This is a genomic window from Amycolatopsis sp. A133, from assembly GCF_031082405.1.
Taxonomy (GTDB): Bacteria; Actinomycetota; Actinomycetes; order Mycobacteriales; family Pseudonocardiaceae; genus Amycolatopsis.
Genome location: NZ_JAVHJU010000076.1, coordinates 1 through 16631 on the forward strand (window position 1 = coordinate 1; position 16631 = coordinate 16631).

Here is a 16631-nt window from a genome sequence, read left to right on the forward strand (position 1 = left end):
AAGCGGCAAATGTACGGACGAGCAGGCTTTGCTCTCCTTCGCCACCGCATCCTCCTCGGGTAAGACCACCACCGAAATGCGCCAGAGCCGATCTTGGAACAGGCCCGACGGGGGTCGTGCTGGTAGCCCTGGTCGGCCAATTCATCCCGGTGGACGCCGAGTCCACCTGGGGGCGTGACCGCCCGGCAGGCGACCGGCGACCTCGACGGCGGGCCGGTCTGGGGCACGCGGGTGTTCGGGATGCCGGCTGATCCGCCGCGCAAGAGCACCCATTACAACACCGAGGTGTCCGACGCCGCGATGAGCCTGATCGACGAGGTGGTGACCAAAGCCGAAGACACCGGGTTCACGCCGCCAAGCCACCGCCAGCGGCCCGGCGCGGTGGGCAGGCCATGGTTTCTGCCCACGCCAGGCGCACTTTTCTCGCTGCAGTCCCGCCGGCCCGACGGGGCCGGAACCATCCCGTCCGCCCCGCCCACGACTTACCGGGCCGAGACCTGTTCGCTGATCGTGGTCGCGCGGTCCGCCGAATCGAACCTCCTCGGCCCCGCCCCGGCAGACCGGGACGGGGCTGATGGAGGTTCGGGGCCCTTCCGGCCGTTGACCGCACGATTGCGGCGGTGCGGCTGGTCGTCGAGGAGCGCCCGTCGCGGCGGCTCGCGCCCAGCGGCGGGAGCCAGGTCGACGGCATCCGGATCCGTGCCCACCGTCGGACCGGCGAGCTCGCGGCTACCGGGCGGGTGCGCTCTTCGCGCGGAGTGGCGCGCTCGCGTCGTGCAGGTGTTGCAGGACGTAGTGGTAGGTCTTCAGCAGCCCGCATTGGGCGTAGTCGATCCCGCGATCGGCGCAGAACGCTCGCACCAGGGGCTGCGCGCGGCGCAGGTTGGCGCGCGGCATGCTGGGGAACAGGTGGTGCTCGATCTGGTAGTTCAGCCCGCCGAGCGTGAAGTCGACCCACGGACCACCGCGGACGTTGCGGCTGGTGAGCACCTGCTTGCGCAGGAAGTCGAGCTGCGTCTTGTCGGTGTAGGTGGGCATGCCCTTGTGGCCCGGCGCGAACGAGCAGCCCAGGTAGACCCCCCACAATCCCTGGTGCACGGCGATGAACGCCACCGCCACCGGCGGGGACAACACCACGAACACCGCACCGAGGTAGACACCGACGTGGACGAGCAGCAGCACCGCCTCGAGCCGGCGGGCTTTGACCTCGCCGCGCCACACCGCTTGGATGCCCGCCCAGTGCAGGCTCAGCCCTTCCAGCAACAGCAACGGGAAGAACAGCGCCGCCTGGTGCTTCGAGGTCCAGCGCACGAACCCGCTCTTCTCGGCCGACTGTCCCCGGGTGAAGGCGAGCAGCGGGATGTCGATGTCGGGATCTTCGCCTTCGTGGTTGGGATTGGCGTGGTGGCGTCGGTGCTTGCCCATCCACCAGCCGTAGCTCATCCCGACCACGGCGCCGAAGGCGTAGCCGGCCCGGTCGTTGGCGCGCCCGGTGCGGAAGATCTGGTTGTGGCCGGCGTCATGGCCGAGGAACGCGATCTGGGCGAACACCACCGCGAAGAACACCGCGGTGGCCAGCTGCCACCACGAATCGCCCAGCACCGCGAACGTCACGCAGGCGCCGGCCAGCGCGAGCAGTGTGAGAGTGATCTTCACCGCGTAGTAGCCGTAGCGGCGGTCAAGCAGGCCTTCACCCTGCACGAGGCGAACGAGATCACTGAAGTCGTTACGCGACTTCGCGCGAACGCCGACGTCGACGCTCTCCGGAGACGCAACCATGGAAGCCCTTCCCTATCATGGCGCCGGGGACCGGGGCGACCACATGTTCGCTACTTTGCCGGGCTTCCCCGCGGACTCACGGGCTAAACGAGACAGGACCGGCGCCACAAGAACCGTCAGGTGTTCACGGGAACGACCGCGGGCACGGGAACAACCGGCTTCCGGCGGCCACCGGGAAGGAGCTGCGGGGGTCGGCGGCCCGCCAGGTCCTCGACCCAGCCGAAGGCGAGCACGGCCACGGCCGTGAGGACGGCCGATGTCGCCGGGCGGATCCGGCGGAGCAGGCTTTCACGATGGGCGAACCCCGGCACCCAGCACGCCCCGAAGGTGACGAAGTCCGGCACGTCCTCGCCGATCGCCCCGAATCGGCCGGCGGAGAGCCCAGTACGGCATCTGTTGCCCCCGCTGTGGCTCTTCGGCCTGGTCGCGGTCGGGCTGATGCTCGCGCACGGCCGGGCCCGCGACACCGGCGACCTCGCCTTGAGCTGGCCGCAGCTGGTGCTCTGGGTGTTCCCGATCCGACCGCGACGGTGACGGTGGCGAAGTGGTGGCCCTGCTGCTGGTGCACCGCCGCCGGCCCGCTCGTGCCATTCTGCGCTCCGCCTGCGGGCTGCTGTCCCCCTGGCACGTTGCCGCCCGCTACCGCGGACAGGCGGAGGACGTTCGCGGGTATGGCGATCCGCGGCCCGGACTTCCGGCCCGTCCCCGGCGACTGCTTCTCTCCCGCGCCGGCGGCGGGCTGCCACCCCGCGCCCGGCGCAGCCGGCAGTCCGCCCGGTGCGGAATTCGACTCGGCGTCGCCGGAGGCGGACGTCGCCGGCTGGTTGGCCGGCAACAGCCCCGTACCGGTGATGAACGCGACCCCGCGACGGCCGGCACTCCGGCCGAACCAGCCGCCGGCGCCCGCTCGGATCGGCGAACACCGGATCGAGGCGACGGTTCGCCTCGACTTCGAGCCTCGATCGCCGAATCGTGCCCCACCGGAAGTGGGGCTAAGATTCGGAAAGAGCAGCACGTCGCGGCAACCCCGGACCCCGGTGGCCGAACACACGTCACCCGCCCACCGGGAGCAGCCGATGACCAGCGTCCAGCACACGACGAAACCACCCATCACGCGCGAGTTCGGCCGGCGAGCAGCCAACGCCTGGGTCCGCGCCGCGGACGCCGGCATCATCGACGCCGCGGAACTCGTCTGGTTGCTGGACCACCTGCCGGTGGATTCAGCGCGGCCGAAGGTGAACGGATGACCGCCGAGAGCCGCTCCCGGTCCTCGGTGGCGGGCACCGTGCCGGAGTGGGAGTCAGCGGAGGTCGATCTGCCCGGCCGGATGCTGACGCTGGTGTACCGGGTCGCGTGCCAGACCGGCCATTCCCGGCGGACGAGTGCCACCTTGTGCCGCCGAATCCTTTGTGCACAGCCGAAAGCCACCGAATCGCGGGCGGTCGTGGACGCCGGACGGCAGGTGCGCGCCCGCGTCCTGCTGGAGCTGCGCGCCGACCTGGGCCGGCGGATCGACCGGCCACGGCTGGACGCGGCACTGCGGGACGCGGTGCTGCTCGACGAAGTGACGCTGTTACCGCCTCGCCAGCGCTTCGCCTTGTGGTCGACGGCGGTGGACCACCTCACGACGGCCGAACTCGCCACCCGCACCGGCTGGACCTCCCCTCAGATCGCCCGGCTGCTGCGGGGTGCGCTGCGAACCGTGACTTCGAAGGCCACGTTGCCCGCGTGAGGGCGCTCGACAACGTCGTCGCGACGCCGCGGCCCCGGTGGTGCTCGGAGCTGCGGCGGCGGCTGCTGGTGCCGGGCCGGCCTGCTGCGGAAAGACAGGCGGGCCGGAGACCGGTTACTTGTTCGTGCCGGGGGTGAGGACCTTGTCGATGACGAAGACGGTGGCGTTCTTGGTGGGGATGTTGCCGCACAGGACCTTGGCGCCGTTGACGGTCATGGTGTCGCCCGAGCCTTCGATCTTCAGCGCGCCACCGGCGGTGTCGAGGGACTCGAGCGTGCCGGCGGACTCCAGGCCCTTGGCGTCGTAACGCTGGCCGACGACGTGGTACTGCAGGATCGGGGACAGCTCGGCCGGCTTGCCCGCGAGCTCGGTGAACTTGGCGTCGCCGAGGGCGGCGAAGGCCGGGTCGGCCGGGGCGAACACCGTGATGGCCTGCTGGCTGTTGAGGGTGTCGACGAGGTTGGTGGCCTTGACCGCGGCGACCAGCTTGGTCAGCAGCGGGTTCGTCGACGCGGCGGAGGCGACGGGCTGCGGGCCCATCGAGTCCAGTGAGCCGGGCGCGGACCCCTGCGGCAGCTGCGAACACGCCGGGCCGAAGACGTCGGCGTTGGTGGTCACGCCGTTCGCGGCGGCCATGCTGGGCGACGGCGCGGCCATCGAGGGGGTCGGAGCCGGGGCGCCGGAGCTGCCCGAGGATGCGGTGTCGTTGCTGCCACACGCGGTCAGCGTGAGCGCGGCGGCCGCGGTGAGACCGAGACCGGCGATACGAAGATTACGCACGAATATTCACTCCAATTGGATGATGCGGCCGAGGCGAACTGAGCGGCGCTGCCTCTGGTCACTGGTTATTCGATCCCGGCGGCGAACCGGATTGGTCAATCGGGAAGGAATTTCTCAGGCGGCGGTGAAAGTGCCGTTGTGCCAGCCGGTGGCGCCGTCCGGGACGGTCCCGGCGCGCTGGTCGGTCTTGGTGTAGCCGGATTTGTCGGTGGCGCGGCAGAACACCTGGTGCACCCCGGTGGGCAGGTCGACCTCGGTCCGCCACATCCGCCAGGTGTTGCGGTTGACCTCTTGCGAGAGCGTGGCTTCACGCCAGGGACCTTGCTCGATCCGGACTTCGACCTTGGCGATCCCGGTGTGCTGGGCCCAGGCGACCCCCGCCACGCGCACTTTCCCTTGGCTACGTTGGCGAAACCGCGGTGGGAGTCGATCCGCGACTCGGTCCTGATCGGCGCCTCCTGGCCCCAGCCGCGTTTCAACCAGTACGCGTGGCGCGCGGCCCAGGTGGTGACCTCGATGTCCACGACCCACTTCGCCGCCGACACGTACCCGAACAAGCCAGGTGTCACCAGCCGGGCCGGGAACCCGTGCTCCAGCGGCAGCGGTTCGCCGTTCATCCCGATCGCGAGCATCGCGCCGCGGTCGCGATCCTGCGCCGCGCCGACGGGGTGCCCGACGTCCAGCCGTCCACGCTCCGGCAGAACAGCTGCTCGGAGCCGGGTTTCACGCCGGCTTCGGCGAGCAGGTCGGCGAGGTCGACGCCGATGAAGTTCGACGTCGACACGTAGTCGCCGCCGACCTCGTTGGACACGCACGTCATCGTCACCGTGCGCTCGACCAGCGGCCGGTTGCGGATGTCGTCGAAGCGGTAGCGCACTTCCCGCTCGACCATGCCGTGCAGCCGCAGTGTCCGGTCCTCGGCCCGCAGCTGCGGCACCGACAACGCGGTATCCACCCGGTAGAAGTTCGCGTTCGGCGTCAGGAACGGTGGAGTCCCGAGCTTCGCTAAGTCGGCGTCGGCCGGAATCATCGGCGCGGTCCGCGCCGGAACCAGCTTTCCGATCGCCTCCGGCGACGCGGGGCGTCTCGCGACGAGCTGATCAGCTGACCGCCGAGCCCGGCCGCGCCGACGCCGGCGACGACCCCGGCACCCCCGAGCAGGAACGCGCTCCGGGACGTCCCGGCCTGCACCCCGGACTTCGCTGACCACCAAGTGCGAGGCTCGATCCGGTGCAAGAGAAGGAAAACGGCGATGCCGGTGACCAGGCTGGCGAGCGGCGCGAGCAGCGCCACCGCGGTCAGGTCCGGGCGCTGGTAAACGGCGATGGCGCCGACGAGCCCGAACAGGGCGATGAGCGCGGTGCCGGGTACCGGCGATCGTCGCGAAAGGACACCGGCGAGCGCGGCGACACCCACCATGCTGCCCAGCAGCACCAGCTTGTCGTAAGTGCCGAAAGTGCGGACGGCGAAGTCCTTCAGCTCCACCGGGGTGAGGTCGATGGCGCCGTTGCCCACCGCCAGGTAAGGCGAGGCATTGACACTGATGAATCCCGCCACCAGGTGCCGGCCGCCAGCGCGGCGGCGAGGGCGAGGATCCCGGTGAACGCGGCCGCGAAGAATCGCAACCGTGTCCGCTGCGGCGGAGGGGGCTGGTCGGGCTTCTTCTCGATAGTTGCGGCATTCGGCGTGCCGGCTCGCCGGGATTGGTCTCGCCACCTTATCGAGACCCGTATCACCCATTTCGGTGAGCGCGAGCATCGGCCGGGCCTCGTACCAATACGCCGGGTCGTCGCCGACGAATCAGAGGCAACAGCTCACCCGCACCGCGGACGATCCGCCGTAGGGCGAGCTCGGCTCCGGCCGGGAAGGATCCACCATGGCCGCCGCGCGCACCACCCTCACCGCTCTTCCACCACTACCCGGCGATGCCCTCGTCGTCCCCTCGACGCCCGAGGAGCTTCTCGGACGAGCCGCCGTTGGTGACGAGCGGGCTTTCGCCGAACTCCACGACCGGCTCGCCGGTCCGATTTTCGGGACCGTGCTGCGGGTTCTCCGGTCCCGGGCCCAAGCCGAAGAGGCCGCCCAAGAGGTGCTGCTCGAGATCTGGCGCAAAGCCACGCAGTTCGACCCGGTCCGCGCCAAGCTCCTGGCTTGGGCACTGACCATCGCGCACCGCCGTGCCGTCGACCGGGTCCGCGCCGAACGGTCCGCCCGAGACCGGGAGGACCGCGACCAGCGGCTGGATCCGCGCCGTCCCTACGACGACGTCGCCGAGACCGCGTTGTCGACCGAGGAACAGCATCTGGTCCGCGAGGCGCTGTCCACCCTCACCGAGCTGCAGCGGGAATCGGTCCTGCTGGCCTATTTCGACGGGTTCACCTGCCGTGAAGTCGCCGAGAAGCTCGGAGTGGCCACCGGCACAGTCAAGACCCGCATGCGCGACGGCCTGATCCGGCTGCGGGACGCGTTGGGAGCAACCCGATGACCACCGCCGACGCCCACACGCTGACCGGCGCGTACGCCCTCGACGCGGTCACCGACGTCGAACGTGCCGCCTTCACCCGGCACCTGGGCGAGTGCCCGGCCTGCGCCCGCGAAGTCGCCGAATTCCGCGAAACGGCCGTCAAGCTCGCGATGGCGGCGACCACCCACCCCACCGGCCGGCTGCGCAGCAGAGTCCTCGCCGGCATCACCATGACGCGGCAGCTCCCGCCGGTGGTCGCGACACCGACGCGGAACCGCCGGCCGTGGCGCACGCGCGCCGCCGTCGCCGTGACCGCCGTGGCCGCCGCCGCGGTCGCCGGCGGAATGAGCATCGGCTCGTCGCCGCCGGAACCGGCGCCATCGACTCAGCTCGCCGGTCCCACCGGGGTGCACGGTGCGCCGGATGTCACGGTGTTGCGCGCCGACAGCACCGGCGGCGGTTCCGTCGTCGTGCACCTTTCGCGACAACGAGGTGAAGTCGCCGTCGCCGCGCAAGCTCTGCTTCCTCTCGACACGGGCCACGCCTACCAGGTGTGGCTCATCGGAACCCGGGGCGCGCAGTCTGCCGGGCTGGTGCCCGGCGTGTCCGGGATCGTCGCGGCGCGGCTTCCGGCGGACGTCGACCGGATCGGCATCACCACGGAACCCGCGGCGGGCTCCCCGCAGCCGACGACTCCGGCGGTGGCCCGCGTACCCCTCGCCTGAGGTGCGTGCCGCGCGAAATCGTCCAGCAGATCGGCAACGCCGGTCGACGGAATCGAAATTGCCGGCCTGGTCACGGTGCGAAAGGTGATCACGGGTGTCCCCGGAATCGTCGAGCAGCGGCGCCATCTCCGGTGTTGCCGGTGATGGTGCCGCTGTGGTGCAAAACCCACTCGACGTATCCACAAGAGACGCAGGATTCCGGCACGGCCCTCGCCCGCAACGCCGAACGGCCGCGCCCCCACTCGAGGCGCGGCCGTTCTCGTCGCCCCGGTTTCGTCCGGGGCAGGGACTGGATCAGCTGTTGGTCTACGGCGTGGTCGGGAGGACGCAGGCGTAGCTCAGCGGGAGCAGGTTCACGAACGTGCCGCCGGCCCCGGTGCAGATCCGGCCGGCCTCCGTGACGCGGCGGTTGGTGGGACTGAGGGGATTGAACACGCAGACGTAGCCGACCGGGTTCGCGGTGAGGGACAATACGCCGCCGGTCGCGGTGCACAGCTGGGTTGCGTTCGCCGTACCCGAGCCCGGGCCCGTCGTCGGCGGGGTGCTGGTGTTTTCGCAGCTTGCGTGGATGTCGGGGTCGGGTGCGGGGCCCTGGCAGGTGTCGGTACCGAGGCCGCCGTCGAGACTGTCCTGGCTGCCGTCGTTGGATGCGCCGATGAGGGTGTCGTTTCCGGCGCTGCCGGAGATCGTGTCGATGCCCAGGCCGCCGGTGAGGGTGTCGTTGCCGGTGCCGCCGGTGATGGTGTCGTTGCCGTCCCCGCCGTTGATCGTGTCGTCGAAGTCCGAGCCGGTGATCGTGTCGTTTCCCCCGTTGCCGTTGATGGTCTTGCCGGGGTTCGTGCCGCCGCAGTCGATCGTGTCGTTGCCGGGAGTGCCGATCACGGTCGTATCGGTCTGGGTCACCCCGGCGCTCACGACGCAGTTGACGGCGGCATCGGCGGTCAGCGGGGCGATCACCCACATGACGGGAACCGCAAGTACTCCGGCCAGCGCGGCGACGAATCCCCGGTGGAATTGAGTCTGTTGAATTCTCATGGCTTCATTTCCTGGAACGCAATTCAGCGATGACTCACATGGGCGCGGCGCGCCACCGTGACTGAGTTGTGCGGATCACCAGCCATTCACCGTCGCCGTACTGCCGGCGTGCGCTCCTGAGCGCAGAAGAACCTCGGCTCGTGATCTGCATCCGCGATCATCGCGGACTGTCACGTCACCGAGGTCCGGGGCAACGACACACGAATCTACCCCTGCGTTCGCCTGAATCAATACCGGAGTCCCCCGAATGGACGCACTCTCCCCGACGCCGACACGAACCCCTCTCGGAGGCACTCGGTTCGACGCGGCGCCGGCCCACGGCGATCGCGGGGCTGACCGATCTCCGAGCCGGCGCGTCGGCACGCTTGCGGCCCGAATGGCGGAAACATCGCGGGCGCACCGGGCGGAACGGCTCAAGCTGTTCCCCCAGCTCGTCGGTAGCGCTTCCTCACGCATACCAAGATTCCGGAAAGTCACGCAGGCGACGCGAGGACGACAGTGCAGACTTCGTCATCAAGCGGACGCGGCGGCCGATCAGCTGGAACCCACGCAGACGAACGGCCTACGGTACGGGTCTTGCGCAGTCGCCTGCGCGAGCGCGCTCGCCGGTTTGATCCCGGCCGCGAGCTGACGGTGAAATTCACTCATGGCCCGCGTCGCGGCGTTCCTGCCGACCCGGGTGACCGCGGCCACGACCGTGCTGACGCCCGACGCCAGCAGAACACCGGCGAATCCCAGCGGCTCGTCACCCGGCCTGATGTGGGTCAGGGCGAGCTCGCTCGCAGCCAGTACCACCTGTGCCGGAGGTTGCCGAAGTCGGAGCACGTCGTGGGCGAAGAGCGGCCCGTCGGCCAGCTCCAGCCGCGAAAACAAGGCATTTTCCGGCTCATGCTGCCCCTGGACGGCGAGGTGGGCCATCTGCGCACCGTCCAGGCGCTCCGTCTCGCCCGCCCGGCCGCGAGTCGGCGGGCGATCCGCAGCCAGCCAGGCCGTCGCGGAAGGAGTGACGACGTGCGGACGGCTCTGCAACGACGGCAGCACTCCCCAGGAGATCGAATGCAGCGGTCCGCTGGGAACGATCACCAGCTCCCGTCCGGCAAGCAACTCCAGCAAAGGCACAAACAGCTGGTCGTCCAGGGAACCGGCTCGCCGTCGCGCCGACGCGATCACGACCTCCGCGATCGGCTGCGGCAAGTTGTCCGGTGCGTAGGCGTCGATGTCCGCGTAAAGCTCCCACGCCAACTGTTCCGCGCGGCGCCGGCTGCCGATCTGGACGACATGGGCACGACCGGCGGCAATCACCACCGCGAGCTGCGTCTCGCCGATCGCCAGGAAGTTCACAAAAGCTCGATCGCCGAGCTGGTCCGCAAGCTGGGAGAGACCGGCCCGTCTCCGGAAGCCACCACGCGTTGCCGCAGTGGTGGACTGGCTGGCCGAGGCCGGTGTCGCTCCCACGAGCGCGGCACCGAATGCCACCACTGCGGCAGCGGTCGAAAACAGGCGTCTCATGCGTTACCTCCGGTGAAGAGGGTTAGTCGGATGGGCGAGTTTCCCGGCCGGCCGGGAGAATTCTTGATCAGCGCCGTCACTTCGTGAGGAGGGATCACTGCTGCGCGACAACCACGTGACCACCGGCCTCGTGGTTGTCACGGTCGCTCCTAGCGGACGGCCTGGAACTGAGCGGTCCAGGTCGTGTGGAAGGTCATGGCCTGGCAGCGGATGTCCGTGTCATCCTTCATTTTCACGGCGTCGGTCAGCTTGTACGGGAAGTTGGCCTCACTCACGGCGAGCGTCGGCAGCAGCGGGTCCGCGCCGGCGACGGACAGTTCGAGCTGACCCTGGCAGTAGGGTTTGTCGGCGACGTTTCCGACGGTGTCGATCGCAACATCACCCGGGGTCACGGACAACAGTTTGATCTTCACGTTGGCGTTCGGGTTGGACAAGGTCAAGGTGACGTAGGCCTTCTCTCCCGGCAGCAGCGTGCCGGTCTGCGCACCGGTCACGGTGGCGGGGGTCATCGCCTCGGCGGACCCGGACACCCCGCCGGTGGTGCTGTCCTGGACGAACGCGGCGACCGCGAAACCACCGACTCCCACCAGCGCGCCGGAAGTGGCGACGACGAGGACGGATTTGACTTTATTGCTGATACGCATGGAACTTCTCCTTCAATCGAATGGTGCTCGGTTCTCAGGGTTCGGTGGTCGGCGCCGGTTCAGGGGGACTGGGTGTCACCTGGGTGGGCGTGTTGCTCATCGGCGTGACTGTCCCGGCTGGTGTCACCGGCTCCGCCGACGGCGCGGCAGACGACGTTACAGTTTCGATCGCCGATTCCGGCGTGTGGATCGGCCGGTTCCCCAGTTGCCGGTCGTGCCGTCGACCGTCGCGGTCACCACGACCAGGTCAAACCCCGTGGCCACCGCTGAATTGGCGGCGGAAAGCGTGATGGCCGTCAAGGCCACGCATCTGCGACGTTCCCTGTTACGAAATTCGACCTGCGGCTTCGAACTGTTATAAATGTCCGAAAATCGCGCAGAAAACGAACTCCGTACGTACTGTGTTCACGAACGTGCCGAACCAGGTACCCTCGGCGAGATCATCGGGAAACCGCAGCCCGGATGTCGAGCGGGCAATGTTGTCGCCGCCATCGAGGCAATTGGCGCCTCGGCGCGCGGCCCGACCACCAGATGGTGATCAGGTGGGGTCGGGCCGCCTTCCGCGTCCACGACGTCCGGCTGGGCATGTTGACCAGTTCTCCGCGGCCGGTGCACCACAGCGGCACCCGAGCGGGGTCTTCGGCGGAGCGTCGGGAAACAGCCGATCGAGTGTGACTGCGCTCGACGGTGCCGACGACAGCGCGGCTGCAGCTTGTCCGCGGCACGGGGGTCAGCGCGCCGTTCGCGTCCGGATACCGGTGAGCCTGCGGGTCGGCCGCCGCCCGACGACGTACCAGGCGACTCCGGCGCTGCTGCCCGGCGATCGTCGTGGCCGACAGCGGCGGCGCAACTCGTGGCGTTCGCCCGCGGGGACGGCACGCCGCTCCCCGCTCACGGGGTGGCGATCGGCGAAGGCCTACACGGCGGCGGCGTTCACCCGTCGACAGCCGAAGCCGCGGCCGTGTCCGGCGGGCGGGTCCAGGTCACCGGGACCGGAATGGCTAAAGGCTCATCCAGCAGAACAGCGGCTCATCGGCTTCTCGAGCCCGCCGCGCGAGCCCGCCCACCGCCTCGATGAACGCCTGCGCCTCCGCCACGCCGACGCGGCCGCCGAGTTCTTCGATCCGGGCCCACTCCCGCGCCACCCGGGGCAGATCGCCGGCCTCGGCCAGCACATTGCGGGCCGACTCGTTCAGCTCGGTCACCCACGGGCCCTCGTGGCCGGGATCCGGTTCGCCGCCTGGTGGCCAGACCAGCTTTTCGCTCACGAGGTCCGGGCGCCACGGCACCTGCCGGACCGCCGCGATCAGCATGCCCAGCACGACCGCCGGATCGACTCCCTTCGCTTCGACCCCGTCGAACACCTCGCCCATCGGAGAGCACTCGTCAGTGACATCCATCGCCCGTCGCACGGCGTCGGCGCCGGGTGCACGGAAGTAGTCGAACAACGGCATGGGGCGATTATGTCGAAGCGGCGCCTCACAAGCTTCCCGCCACACCTCTGCGTCCGGGGTAACGCGACACGCCGGCACATCCCAGCAGCTCGGCGGTCGCCTCCCGCAGGCGCCGCTCCCCGTCGCGGTCGTGGGCGACCGGGTGGACCTCGACCCGCTCGGTCTTCACCACGAACGCGGCGTCACGCAGGTGCGCCCACCGGTCGTCGAGAGCCATCGCGGCCGGCCGCGGCCCCGAGCGCTGCGGCGTCGAGACGCCAGGAGGCCGGGAGCGGGTGCCCGGCCGGTCAGCCGGCGATCCTGCCGAACAGGTGCGCGGCGGGGGCGTCCGGGTTGTCGCCGTAGAAGAACTCCTCCAGCGCCTGGTGGAACTCGGCGCGATCCAGGCCGCCCGAGCCGTCCACGTCCAACGCGGCGAAGACCGCTGAACAGTCCTCAGTGGACACGTTGCCCGCCAGGCCGAAGATCTCCCCGAACTCCGCCTGGTCGATCCGGTCGTCACCGTCGAGGTCGATCAGGTCGAAGTAGCAGTCGGCCACCGGTCCGACCTGCTGCGGGTACAGGGCGGGATCGGCCAGCGCCCGCCGGAACCCCTCGGTCATCTCCCGCAGATCGACCTGCCCGTCGCCGTCCTGGTCCATCGGCGCGATCACGTTGGCCCAGAACGCGTCCAGCCCTTCGGTCAGCCGGCGGGCAGTCGCGGCCTCGGGCGCGGCCCCCCGGGCGGCGATGTAGCGTTCGCCCATCAACCGGACGTCCTGGCGGGTGATCACCCCGTCGCCGTCGACGTCCGCGCCCTTGAACCACTGACGGTACTTGAGATCCCGAATTTCAGTCATGGGCCCGCAACGTATGCACGCCCTCACGTGATGTCCAGCGGCGTCCCCCAAGGAGGGAATCGGATCATTCGTTCGGGTGGCTACCGGGCAGCACGAGGCTGGGTGGTGCGAAGGCGAGCACTTCGGGCAGGGGGCCGTCGTAACGCTCGACGTCGACCAGCGCGCTGAGAGCACTCGGTCCCTGGGACAGGCGCGAGCACGGCCGGTCCGCGGTGAGAACGTTCGGATTGCCGTGGCGGTCCATGGTTCCGCTCTGCCCCGGCTGAACCGGATCCCACCACGCTCCCGTGGACAGTTGCACGACGCCCGGCATGACGTCGTCCGACAGGACCGCGCCCGCGAGACAGCTGCCTCGGTCGTTGTGGACGCGGACGATCATGCCGCTCTCGATGCCGCGTGAAGCGGCGTCCGACCGGTTGATCGTCACCGGCTCCCGGCCACGGATCTTCGAGCCGAGGCTGTGGCCACCGTTGTCGTACTGGCTGTGCAGGCGCGAAGCGGGCTGGTTCGAGATCAGGTGCAGCGGGAACCGGTCCGACAGTTCGGCACCCAGCCACTCCGCCGGCTCGAACCACTTCGGGTGCCCGGCGCAGTCGTCGTAACCGAACGAGTCGATCTCCTCGGAGAAGATCTCGATCCGGCCGGACGGCGTCGTCAGGGGGAACCGCCGCGGGTCCGAGCGGAGAGCTGCGAAACTGCCGGGATACGGTCCGGTCGACGCCGGCAGCTCAGCGCTGGAGCTTCGCCAGAAGTCGTCGAAGCCCGGCAAGGCGGCATCGCCGCCGAGCTTGTCCCGTGTCTGCTCGTAAAGGTGCCGGACCCATTCGATCTCCGAACGCGACTCGGTGAATTCCCGCTCGAATCCGAGCCGGGAGGCCAAGGCGGCGAAAATCTCGTGATCGGTGCGCGACTCGCCCGCCGGCTCGCGGACTTTCGGCATCGCGACGAGGTGGGGATCGGAGAACCCGGCGGCGAAGTCGTCCCGTTCCAGGCTGGTGGCGACGGGCAGGACGATGTCGGCGAACTTCGCCGACGTGTTCCACCAGGCCTCGTGCACCACCACGGTGTCCGGGAGCTGCCAGGCGCGGGTCAGCCGATGGAGGTCCTGGTGGTGGTGGAACGGGTTCCCGCCGCACCAGTAGATCAGGCGGAGCTCGGGCAAGGTGAGGCGCCGGCCGTCGTAGTCGATGACCTCGCCCGGACGCAGCAGGGTATCGGCGATCCTCGCGACCGGGATGAAATCCGGGACCGGGTTGGCCACCTCCGGTACCGACGCCACGAAAGCGCGGTCTTCGGCCACGCCCGTCGCGTCCATCGTCGCGTAACCCGTGCCCCAGCCGCACCCGGGCCGCCCCATCGAACCCGCCATGGCGGCCAGCACGACCGACATCCAGACCGGTTGTTCGCCGTGGTCTCCCCGCTGCACCGCGTAGTTGACCATGACGAGGGAACGCCGGCTGGTGAGGCGGCGAGCGAGGTCGACGAGCGCGTCACGGCCGATGCCCGTGATCTCCGCCGCCCAGGCGGCGTCCTTCGGAACGCCGTCGAGTTCGCCGGTCAGGTAGGCGGCGAAGCGGTCGAACCCGGCGCAGCACCGGCGCAGGAAGTCCTCGTCGTGCCACCCGTTGACCAGCATCGTGTGGGCGATGCCGAGCATCGCGGCGACGTCGGTGTTGGGGACGACGGGCAGCCACTCGGCGTCGAGGAAGCCGGCGGTGTCGCTGCGGATGGGACTGATGTTCACGAACCGCACCCCGGCCGCCCGGCACCGGCGTTGCAGCTCCTGCGTCCGGTGCTTGACCAGCCCGCCGGGGTTGATCTGGCTGTTCTTGAGGGCCAGGCCGCCGAACGCCACCACCAGCTCACAATTCTCGGCGATGGCGTCCCACATCGGCATCCGGCTCTGGTAGCTCCACGGGTGACCGCCGATCACGTGGGGAAGGATGACCTCAAGAGCCGCGGTGCTGTAGGTGTTGCGGGAGTCGGTGTAGCCCCCGCCCAACGCCAGGAACCGGTGGAGCTGCCCCTGCGCGTTGTGGAACCTGCCCGCACTCGCCCACCCGTAGGACCCGCCGAACACCGCGCTGTCCCCGTACCGGGCACGAACTCGACGGAGTTCCTCGCTCACCAGGGTGATCGCCTGATCCCAGCTCACCTCCACGAAGGCGTCCGCGCCCCTGGCCGCGCCAGGGGCGCGCGGCTCGCCGTCCAGCCAGCCCTTGCGCACGGCGGGGCGCAACACGCGAGCGCTGTCGTCGGCGGCAGTCACCATTCCGGGGCCGATGAGCGACGGCGCCGGGTCATCGTGCCTCGGCTCGATGCGCACCAACCGCCCGGAATCGACGACGGCGACGAAACTACCCCAGTGCGTCGCCACCGGCACGCGTCGTTCCATCACGCATCAACTCCACCTCTGCAGTGTCCCGGTGTGACGTGGCTCTCACAGTACCCGGCCGAGGCGAGGCTGACGCCGACCTTCGCTCCCCGGGCCCGGACCGCGCAAGGTCTACAACTTCGCCCACGGCTACGGCAGCAGCCCGCAGAACTCCCTGTTCATCATCCGGGCCCTGGCTGCCGCCGGCTTCGTCGTCCCCGCCCCGCACTTCAACCACCACTTCGGCGACGTCAACAACGGCAACACCTCCAAAGACGTCTCCCAGATCATCACCAACACCCTCGCCCTCAACACCAGCGGCCCACTGGCCGGGCACCTCAACACCGGAATCGGCGTCGGCGTCTCGGGCCACTCCCTGGGTGGCATGGTGACCCACGGCCTGCTGACCTCCTGGCCCGACAGCCGGATCGTCTCCGCCAACCCACAGTCCTGCGTCGACATGGGCAACCCCGCCACCTCGGTCAACGCCAAAGGTCCTCTTCGTCCACGGCGACCGGGACACCACCTGCGCCTGCTCCTCGGCCCACCAGGCCTACAACGAAATCAACTGGCCCAAGGCGTTCCCCACCTTCGTCGGCGGCAGCCACACCAGCTTCTGGAGCGACCAGCGCTTCCCCAAGACCGTCGTCGACTGGGCCCGCTGGACCATGTACGACGACACCGCCGCACGAGACCGCCTCGCGGCCGACGCCTCCGGCACCAAAACCAGGTGGGAAGCCCAACTGGGCTGACCCGCCCGCGGTGCCGGGCCACCCGGGTGCGGGTGGCCCGGCACCGCGGCAAGCCCGCCGGCATCCCCCTTCGCAACCACACTGGGCGGGTTCCATGACCCAGCCTTTCCCCGAGTCGGCCGCACCGCGACGTCCGCGCCGACGCCGCAGTAGTCGCTCTGGCCGGCGCACTGCCCGCACTGCTGCGCCGCTTGCCGGCGCTGCGGCCGGCCGTGCCGTTCGAGGAGCTCGAATTCCGGACGCTCTCCCCGATCCACGGCGTGGCATCCCTTCCGGTGACCTGGTGACGCCCTGAGCCCCGCGCCGCTAAGCGGTCGGGTCGGGGCCCAGCGCGCGGTCGTGGAGTTCCGCGCGTTCCGGGAGCTCGCCGACCCCGGGACGTTCCACCGCTACGAGATCTACGCCGACACCGACGCGTTCCGCGCCCACCTCGCGACCGGCCACGTGGCGCACTTCTTCACCGAACCGGCCCGGCACAGCACCGCCGACGCCGGCGCGCTGACCCAGCTGGGCGAGCTGCCCACAGCCTGATCCCTCGGCGGCC

18 protein-coding genes and 1 pseudogene are annotated in these 16631 nt (G+C 69.7%); 6 read left to right on the forward strand and 13 right to left on the reverse strand.

From position 1 onward, the window contains the following. Nucleotides 1-729: 729 nt before the first annotated feature. Together Q5425_RS43790 and Q5425_RS43795 are read right to left on the reverse strand one after the other, a co-directional pair. Complete coding sequence (locus Q5425_RS43790) at nt 730-1779, reverse strand: acyl-CoA desaturase (protein ID WP_308678359.1); 1050 nt, start codon at nt 1777-1779, stop codon at nt 730-732. Nucleotides 1780-1895: 116 nt separating this feature from the next. Next, on the reverse strand, nt 1896-2123 hold the full coding sequence (locus Q5425_RS43795; protein ID WP_308678360.1) for a hypothetical protein: 228 nt from the start codon (nt 2121-2123) through the stop codon (nt 1896-1898). A gap of 52 nt (nt 2124-2175) precedes the next feature. On the opposite strand from Q5425_RS43795, the gene Q5425_RS43800 reads away from it, so the two are divergent. The 3 genes from Q5425_RS43800 to Q5425_RS43810 all read left to right on the forward strand — a co-directional run bounded on the left by Q5425_RS43800 (nt 2176) and on the right by Q5425_RS43810 (nt 3511). After that, on the forward strand, nt 2176-2313 hold the full coding sequence (locus Q5425_RS43800; protein WP_308678361.1) for a hypothetical protein: 138 nt from the start codon (nt 2176-2178) through the stop codon (nt 2311-2313). Between the two features lie 137 nt (nt 2314-2450). Then, the gene (locus Q5425_RS43805; protein WP_308678362.1) at nt 2451-3026 is read left to right on the forward strand and encodes a hypothetical protein; all 576 of its coding nucleotides are present in this window, start codon (nt 2451-2453) and stop codon (nt 3024-3026) included. Next, nucleotides 3023-3511: a hypothetical protein gene (locus Q5425_RS43810; RefSeq protein ID WP_308678363.1), complete on the forward strand. Its 489-nt coding sequence runs from the start codon at nt 3023-3025 to the stop codon at nt 3509-3511. The genes Q5425_RS43805 and Q5425_RS43810 overlap by 4 nt, the downstream gene beginning before the upstream one ends. Nucleotides 3512-3625: 114 nt before the next feature. Here the strand turns inward: Q5425_RS43810 and Q5425_RS43815 are convergent, their stop codons facing one another. Together Q5425_RS43815 and Q5425_RS43820 are read right to left on the reverse strand one after the other, a co-directional pair. Next, nucleotides 3626-4291 (reverse strand): fasciclin domain-containing protein, encoded by a 666-nt coding sequence (locus Q5425_RS43815; protein ID WP_308678364.1) that lies wholly within the window; start codon nt 4289-4291, stop codon nt 3626-3628. A 114-nt stretch (nt 4292-4405) separates the two neighbouring features. Beyond that, nucleotides 4406-5886 (reverse strand): annotated as a pseudogene (locus Q5425_RS43820) (molybdopterin-dependent oxidoreductase). A gap of 281 nt (nt 5887-6167) precedes the next feature. Between Q5425_RS43820 and sigK the strand changes: the two are divergent. Continuing rightward, a complete protein-coding gene (gene sigK, locus Q5425_RS43825; RefSeq protein ID WP_308678365.1) occupies nt 6168-6776 on the forward strand; it encodes an ECF RNA polymerase sigma factor SigK in 609 nt (202 codons plus the stop codon). Then, the gene (locus Q5425_RS43830; RefSeq protein ID WP_308678366.1) at nt 6773-7480 is read left to right on the forward strand and encodes an anti-sigma factor; all 708 of its coding nucleotides are present in this window, start codon (nt 6773-6775) and stop codon (nt 7478-7480) included. The genes sigK and Q5425_RS43830 overlap by 4 nt, the downstream gene beginning before the upstream one ends. Before the next feature lie 306 nt (nt 7481-7786). Here Q5425_RS43830 and Q5425_RS43835 read toward each other — a convergent pair whose 3' ends face one another. The 9 genes from Q5425_RS43835 to Q5425_RS43875 form a co-directional block, all read right to left on the reverse strand. Further along, nucleotides 7787-8443 carry a hypothetical protein gene (locus tag Q5425_RS43835; RefSeq protein WP_308678367.1) on the reverse strand — a complete coding sequence of 219 codons (657 nt, stop codon included), beginning with the start codon at nt 8441-8443 and terminating at the stop codon, nt 7787-7789. A 606-nt stretch (nt 8444-9049) separates the two neighbouring features. Further along, the gene (locus Q5425_RS43840; protein ID WP_308678368.1) at nt 9050-10024 is read right to left on the reverse strand and encodes a CHAT domain-containing protein; all 975 of its coding nucleotides are present in this window, start codon (nt 10022-10024) and stop codon (nt 9050-9052) included. Nucleotides 10025-10173: 149 nt separating this feature from the next. After that, the gene (locus Q5425_RS43845; RefSeq protein WP_308678369.1) at nt 10174-10668 is read right to left on the reverse strand and encodes a hypothetical protein; all 495 of its coding nucleotides are present in this window, start codon (nt 10666-10668) and stop codon (nt 10174-10176) included. Nucleotides 10669-11669: 1001 nt separating this feature from the next. After that, nucleotides 11670-12122 (reverse strand): hypothetical protein, encoded by a 453-nt coding sequence (locus Q5425_RS43850; RefSeq protein WP_308678370.1) that lies wholly within the window; start codon nt 12120-12122, stop codon nt 11670-11672. Nucleotides 12123-12147: 25 nt separating this feature from the next. Beyond that, nucleotides 12148-12339 (reverse strand): hypothetical protein, encoded by a 192-nt coding sequence (locus tag Q5425_RS43855; RefSeq protein WP_308678371.1) that lies wholly within the window; start codon nt 12337-12339, stop codon nt 12148-12150. A 70-nt stretch (nt 12340-12409) separates the two neighbouring features. Next, nucleotides 12410-12961 carry an EF-hand domain-containing protein gene (locus tag Q5425_RS43860; RefSeq protein ID WP_308678372.1) on the reverse strand — a complete coding sequence of 184 codons (552 nt, stop codon included), beginning with the start codon at nt 12959-12961 and terminating at the stop codon, nt 12410-12412. 64 nt (nt 12962-13025) lie between these two features. Beyond that, nucleotides 13026-15356 carry a molybdopterin-dependent oxidoreductase gene (locus Q5425_RS43865; protein WP_308678373.1) on the reverse strand — a complete coding sequence of 777 codons (2331 nt, stop codon included), beginning with the start codon at nt 15354-15356 and terminating at the stop codon, nt 13026-13028. Nucleotides 15357-15485: 129 nt separating this feature from the next. Beyond that, a complete protein-coding gene (locus tag Q5425_RS43870) occupies nt 15486-15821 on the reverse strand; it encodes a hypothetical protein (protein WP_308678374.1) in 336 nt (111 codons plus the stop codon). Nucleotides 15822-15888: 67 nt separating this feature from the next. Beyond that, on the reverse strand, nt 15889-16017 hold the full coding sequence (locus tag Q5425_RS43875; RefSeq protein WP_308678375.1) for a hypothetical protein: 129 nt from the start codon (nt 16015-16017) through the stop codon (nt 15889-15891). Nucleotides 16018-16426: 409 nt separating this feature from the next. Here Q5425_RS43875 and Q5425_RS43880 point away from each other — a divergent pair, with 409 nt between their 5' ends. Further along, a complete protein-coding gene (locus Q5425_RS43880) occupies nt 16427-16618 on the forward strand; it encodes an antibiotic biosynthesis monooxygenase (protein WP_308678376.1) in 192 nt (63 codons plus the stop codon). Nucleotides 16619-16631: the final 13 nt, after the last annotated feature.